Genomic DNA, 6,577 nt, shown 5'->3' with positions numbered 1-6,577 from the left:
ATTACAGTGAACATTAACACTGTTTATAGTGAACATTCTACTGTCTATAGTGAATAAAGTACTGACTATAGTGGATACTTTACTGATTATAGTGAACACGATCACCTTCTCAGCCCTTGTCGGGTGCGGCCTGCCGCGATCGGGGATCTCTTAGGATCTCTTTTAGATCTCTTTATGATCTTTCTTTAAGATCTAGTAACTGTATAAGTGGATAACCCGTTGAGGCGACTGATGCTGATAAGCGTAACCTGCAGATTATTCGCTTACGTCTTTAAATCACCCTGTGAGGGTGGAAAGTGAAAATCTTCAGGCCTGCGCTGCCTCTCAATTCATTTCAGGTGAACAACTTGCTCTCATCTATTCATTTTTCATCACCTGATGGCTGGCGTAAGGTAGACCTCACTCTGATCAACCCGATTATCTGACGAAGGCATCCTATGACTGATCACGTTATTTCACGTAATCCCACCAGCGGCGAAATCATTGCCACTTATCCCCTGCAGAGTGCAGCCGAGCTGGAAACGGCTTTACAGCAAAGCGCCAGCGCCTTTGCGCAGTGGCGTAACACAGAGATGGCACAGCGCGTGAAGGTACTGCGTCAGCTGGGTGAGCAGCTGCGCCAGCGTCAGGAGCAACTGGCTACGCTCGCTACGCTGGAAATGGGTAAACCCATTGCGCAGGCGCGTGCCGAAGTCCTGAAATGCGCCAGCCTGTGTGACTGGTATGCTGAACACGGACCGGCAATGCTGGCCGATCAGCCCACGCTGGTGGAAAACCAGCAGGCCTGGCAATCGTTTCGTCCACTCGGTGTGATCCTCGCGGTGATGCCGTGGAATTTTCCTTACTGGCAAGTCCTGCGCGGCGCGGTCAGCATGCTGCTGGCGGGCAACACCTACCTGCTGAAACACGCTCCAAGCGTCATGGGCTGCGCCCGGCTGATGCAGGAACTGTTTGCCGCAACCGATTTGCCGCATGGTGCATTCAACGTTATCAACGTCGATAACGACGGTGTCTCTGCCGCCATTAAAGATCCGCGCGTCGCGGCCATCGCCGTGACCGGAAGCGTGCGCGCGGGTGGGGCTATCGCCGCTCAGGCCGGTGCGGTACTGAAAAAAACCGTGCTGGAGTTAGGCGGCGCCGATCCTTTTATCGTTCTGGCCGATGCCGATCTGGATGCAGCAGTGGCCTCAGCGGTCACAGGACGCTACCAGAACAGCGGGCAGGTGTGTATGGCAGCCAAACGCTTCATCATTGAAGAGAGCATCGCAGAGGCGTTTGAGGCGCGTTTCAGCGCAGCAGTGCAGGCACTGAAAGTGGGCGATCCGCTGCAGGAAGAGACTTATATCGGTCCGATGGCACGCTACGATCTGCGCGATGAACTCGATCATCAGGTGCAGGAAACCCTGCAGCAGGGTGCACGTCTGGTGCTGGGCGGCCACAAGATCGAGGGAGTCGGCAACTATTATGCGCCAACCATTCTTGCCGACGTCACGCCCGCGATGACCGCTTTTCGTCAGGAGATCTTCGGGCCGGTGGCGGCGATCACCGTCGCGCGCGATGCGCAACATGCACTGCAGCTGGCGAATGACAGCGAGTTTGGCCTGAGCGCCACCGTGTGGAGCGGCAATGAAGCGCTGGCGCAGGAACTGGCAGAGCAGCTGGAAACCGGCGCGGTGTTTATCAACGGCAACGGCGCCTCCGATCCGCGCGTCGCTATCGGTGGCGTGAAGAAGAGTGGTTATGGCCGCGAACTCTCCAGCTTCGGCGTCCACGAGTTCTGCAACATCCAGACGGTGTGGAAAAACCGTCGCTAACCCGACCGGGGCGCGCCATACTGTGCGCCCCAACTTCCGGAAGCAATCCTTCTATGCAGACGCCAGGCATTCTCATCCTTGCTGCCGGTCTCGGCAGCCGCTTTCGTCAGGCCGGCGGTACCGGGCACAAACTACTGGCACCGTATCCTGACGATAATGGCGTGCCTCAGCCGCTGCTGAAGCTGACGCTGCAGCAGGCGCAGCGCAGCGGTTTGCCGCTTCTCCTCATTATCCGGCCGGAAGATCGCGCCATTCAACAGCTGGCACAGCAGTGCGGCGTCGCAACCTGCAGTATTGCCAGCGCTGGCAGCGGTGAAAGCATTGCCGCTGGCGTGCGGGCCACCGCCCACTGGCATGGCTGGCTGATCGTACCGGGTGATATGGCGTGGGTGAGGGCGGAGGATCATCAATGCGTGGCGCAGGCGCTGCGCAACGGCGCGCCGCAGGTACGGCTCAGCTGGCAAAACCAGCCGGGCCACCCGGTGGGATTTGCCGCACACTATGGCGCGGCGCTCGCTCAACTGCAGGGCGACAGCGGTGCCCGCGCGCTGCTCGACCCGGCCATTCTCATCACTCTGCCGGCCCATCAGGGCACGATCCGCGACGCGGATCTGCCACGATCCGGGGCAAGCCGCTGACCTGCAGCACGCCTGACTGGGTCAGTGGCTGCCGGGATTAGCGCGTACCTGCGCCACCTTTTCAGTCAGATCTTGCCACGCCGGTTCATCAGGCGCGTAGCGCTGGCGCAGCCAGGCAGCAATATCCGCAACCTGCTTATCCGACAAACTGGCGGCAAAGCCGGGCATATAACCGAGCGCATCGGTTGCCGGTTTGTCGATACCGTGCAATACCACCTGTAACAGATTATCCGGCGTCGCGCTGGTTATGCTGCTGCTGTTGGCCATCGATGGGCTGACGCCAAACAACTGCGGTCCGCCCTCGCTGGCGCTGTGGCAGGCCTGACAGGCACCTTTAAACAGCCGTTCCCCTGCGGCAGTGTTCCATGCCGGTTTTGCCGCCGGTGCAGCAACAGGGCGCGCTGCCTGACCATTGATATCCGCCAGATAGCTGGCCATGGCGCGCACATCGGCTTCCGGCAGGGTGGCGAGATGGCTTACTACCGGTGCCATCGGTCCGGCGGCAACGCCGTGCTGCGCATCGTAACCACTGCGCAGGTAGTTATACAGCGACTGCGCCGTCCACGGCTGCGGGGCTTTACTCAGCTGGTTAAGCGCGGGCGCTTCCCAGCCGTCGACCCAGCCTCCGGCGAGGAAATTGTCTCCGCTTTTTTCCGCGCCCAGCAGGTTGCGCGGCGAGTGGCAGGCGCCGCAGTGTCCGGCTCCGTTCACCAGATAGGCACCGCGATTCCATTCGGCGCTTTTGCGGGTATCAGGCTGATATTCGCCGCGCCCAAGGTAGAGCGCGTTCCAGCCCGCCATCAGGAAACGCAGGTTATAGGGAAAGCGCATCTGGTTCTCTGGCGGTGTCTGCTGTACCGCCGGCTGCGACATCAGCCAGGCATACAGCGCCTGCATATCGCCTTCGCTCAGCTGGCGAAAGCTGGTGTAGGGAAACGCCGGATAGAGATGATGGCCGTCGCGGCTGATGCCCTCGCGCATGGCGCGATCGAAGGCGTTGAATGACCAGCTGCCAATGCCGGTCTGCTTATCCGGCGTGATGTTGGTGGTGTACAGCGTGCCAAACGGCGTCTCCATCTTCAGGCCGCCGGCATTGGTCGTGCCGCCTTCTGTGGTATGGCATACCGCGCAGTCACCGGCGGCGGCCACCTGACGGCCACGTTCCAGCATCTCTGCCGACCAGCTTCCGGCGGCCGGGGGTGTCACGGGCGCAATCGGTGCGCGCCACGGCAGCGCGTTGATCGCCACGCCAGCGGCGAGACCGAGCAATCCTGTTACGCCACCCAGCGCCCATTTTCGGCTGCGGCGGCGGGCGGCTTGGGCCGGTGCCACCAGCTGTGGCTCCGGCTGCGGATCGGGGCCGTTCAGCGCCTGACGCAGTTTGTCAGCGGTAATGGGCAATTCGCGAAAACGGATTCCGGTGGCATCAAACACCGCGTTAGCGATGGCCGCGGCGCTGGGCACCGACGCGGATTCCCCCGCGCCCAGCGGCGGTTCGTGCGGGCGCGGCACCATCATCACGTCGATATCCGGCACTTCCGGAAACGTCAGGATCGGGTAGCTGCCCCATTCCTGGCTGGCGATCAGGTTGCTTTCAATCGTCACCTGTTCTTTGAGCACCCGGCTGGTGGACTGAATGACATTGCCGTGAATCTGATGCTTTACCCCTTCCGGGTTGATCATCATGCCGGCATCATGGCCCACGGTGATGCGCGTAACGGCGATCTCGCCGCTCTGCTTATCAATCGCGACATCCGCGACCCAGGCAGCCCAGGCGGCGCCGAAGCCGGGAAATTTGCTGTGAATATAGCGTGCGTAGGCAAAACCGCGTCCGCGCAAAATGCCGGGTTCGCTGGTGGTCTGCTGAATGGCGGTGCGCGGCGTCCAGTCTGCGCGCGCAGCGGTGGAGCGCATTAGCTCGGCGGCGCGATCGTCCTGAATGTAGCGCAGCCGGTACTCCACCGGATCGACGCCTGCCGCGTGGGCCAGCTCATCCATATAGGATTCATGGGCAAAGGTGTTGGGCAGGGCCGAAACGCCGCGCATCCACGAGGCGCGCACAATCGGCGCCATGTCCTCAATGGTGACGCGCAGGTGGGGAAAATCGTAAGGTGGAATGGAGGTGCGATCGCCCATTTCATACGCCAGCGCCACCGGATCGACGCGGCCGGTCAGCAGCAGCGCAAGGGTGGGTGCGCCGTTGGACGGATAAGACGTAGTGAAATCATACACCTGCGGATTGCCCTGCGCGTCCAGCCCGCCGTCCACCTCCATCAGCTGTGCAGTGCCTTTCGGTTCCCACACGTGTTCCTGGGCGCGCGTCAGCTGTACCCGCACCGGCTGGCCTACTGCGCGTGACAGCAGCGCCGCATCGGCGGCCACGTCATCGGCGCAGTTGCGACCGTAGCAACCGGCGGCTTCCATGCGGTTCACTTCAATGGTCTCTTCCGGCCTCTCCAGCAACCATGCCAGATCGGCGCGCAGCAGGTGCGGGTTCTGCGTGCCGCTCCACACCTGCAGCGAATCAGGCTGATAGTCGGCCACCGCACAGGAAGGGCCAATCGACGCATGCAGCTGATACGGCCAGACATAGCTGCGGGTAAAACGCTGCGCGACATTCGCCAGCGCGGCATCCACCTCTCCGCTGTCATGCACCACGCGCGAGGTGCGGGGATTATCTCGAATAGCCTGTTCGATATCGCGCAGGTCTGGCAGGCTGTGTTCCCATGGCTTCCAGCGCACCTGTAACGCGTCCATCGCGGCGATGGCCTGCTCCTCGCGCTCGGCCACCACGCCGACAAAATCCGCGATCTGCACCACTTTCACGATGCCTTCGAGATGCGCGATCGAGCTTTCGTCAATGCTGAGCAATGAGGTGCCGACAAAGCTACCAGTGTCATAGCCCGCATACGGTGGACGGATGACCCGGCCGTGCAGCATACCGGGCACGCGCAGGTCATGCACCCACGTCAGTTCGCCGGTGGCTTTGGCGGGAATATCCACCCGCGCTGAGCTGGTACCAACTAAGCGATATTCACTGGCGGGCTTGAGTGTTACCTGATGATCAATCGGCACGATGCTGCGCTGCTGCTGCACCAGTTCGGCAAATGACAATTGCACCCCGCTGGGGTGCTGCAGGAAACCGCCGTCCAGCGTGATGCTCTCCACCGGCAGCTGCCAGCGCGCGGCGGCCTGCTGTAACAGCCACTGGCGCGCCGTTGCAGCCGCTTTACGCAGTGGTACGGCAGAAATTTGCAAGGTGGCGCTGGCGATGGTGGCACCCTGGTTGGGCACGCGCAGCGTATCGCCCAGCACCATTTGCACCTGATCCATGCGCAAATTGAGTTCTTCGGCGACGATTTGCGTCAGCGCGGTTTTCACCCCGGTGCCGAGATCAACATGGCCATTGAAGGCCCAGACGCGGCCGGAACCGTCAATAGCCAGAAACAGTGCGCGCTCTTTGGCTTTCAGCGTCGGCGTCTGGCCTTTGGGCACCAGCCCCGGCGGCGGCTGAATCTCATCGACAATCAACAGGATGTCGCTGGCTGCCAGCAACTGCTGCTGCGTGGGGACGTTAGCCGCACTCATGATGCCGCCTCCGCCTGCTGCAGGCATAAGGTGATGGCGCGCTTCACCGCGCACAGAATCTCCTGATGGGTGCCACAGCGGCACAGATTACCGCTCAGCGCCGCACGTATTTGCCGGTCATCAGGGCAGGGCTGAGCGCGCAGCAGCGCGGCGGTGGTCATGATCATGCCGTTAAGGCAGTAACCGCATTGTGCGGCCTGCGCCTCAATAAACGCCTGCTGCACCGGGTGCAGTGCTTCGCGATTGCCCAGGCCTTCCAGTGTGGTGATAGCGCGCTGACGCACGCCATACGCCGGGATCACGCAGGCGCGCGCGGCAACGCCATCGATCAGCACGGTGCAGGCGCCGCATTCGCCCAGGCCGCAGCCATATTTGGGTCCGTTAAGCTGGAGTTGATTACGCAGCACCAGCAGCAGCGAGGTATCGCGATAGCTGCTGATGGAGTGAGTCGCGCCGTTCACCTCAAGGGCGTAATGGCACGTGGATGCAGGTGAAACCGGTGTGGCAGTCTGATGTGCCAGCATTTTCATTATTAAC

General features: G+C 61.4%; 4 protein-coding genes. 2 read left to right on the top strand and 2 right to left on the bottom strand.

Annotation, left to right across the window (positions count from 1 at the left end; genetic code table 11):
* The first annotated feature begins 437 nt into the window (after window positions 1-437).
* Window positions 438-1,814, top strand: a complete 1,377-nt coding sequence (locus tag AC6I79_RS23335) for an aldehyde dehydrogenase family protein (protein ID WP_159377573.1) — start codon at window positions 438-440, stop codon at window positions 1,812-1,814.
* Between the two features lie 53 nt (window positions 1,815-1,867).
* Window positions 1,868-2,452: a nucleotidyltransferase family protein gene (locus AC6I79_RS23330; RefSeq protein ID WP_159377574.1), complete on the top strand. Its 585-nt coding sequence runs from the start codon at window positions 1,868-1,870 to the stop codon at window positions 2,450-2,452.
* A 21-nt stretch (window positions 2,453-2,473) separates the two neighbouring features.
* On the opposite strand, the gene AC6I79_RS23325 is transcribed toward AC6I79_RS23330, so the two are convergent.
* Both AC6I79_RS23325 and AC6I79_RS23320 read right to left on the bottom strand, forming a co-directional pair.
* Entirely contained in the window at window positions 2,474-6,043 is a 3,570-nt protein-coding gene (locus AC6I79_RS23325; protein ID WP_498027898.1) for a molybdopterin cofactor-binding domain-containing protein, read from the bottom strand.
* Complete coding sequence (locus tag AC6I79_RS23320; protein ID WP_374710389.1) at window positions 6,037-6,564, bottom strand: (2Fe-2S)-binding protein; 528 nt, start codon at window positions 6,562-6,564, stop codon at window positions 6,037-6,039. The genes AC6I79_RS23325 and AC6I79_RS23320 overlap by 7 nt, the downstream gene beginning before the upstream one ends.
* Window positions 6,565-6,577 lie beyond the last annotated feature (13 nt).

The sequence above is a fragment of the gamma proteobacterium symbiont of Scutellera amethystina genome (genome assembly GCF_059730845.1).
The sequence above is the reverse complement of the archived record's forward strand: the minus strand, read 5'-3'. Positions and strand labels throughout refer to the sequence as shown.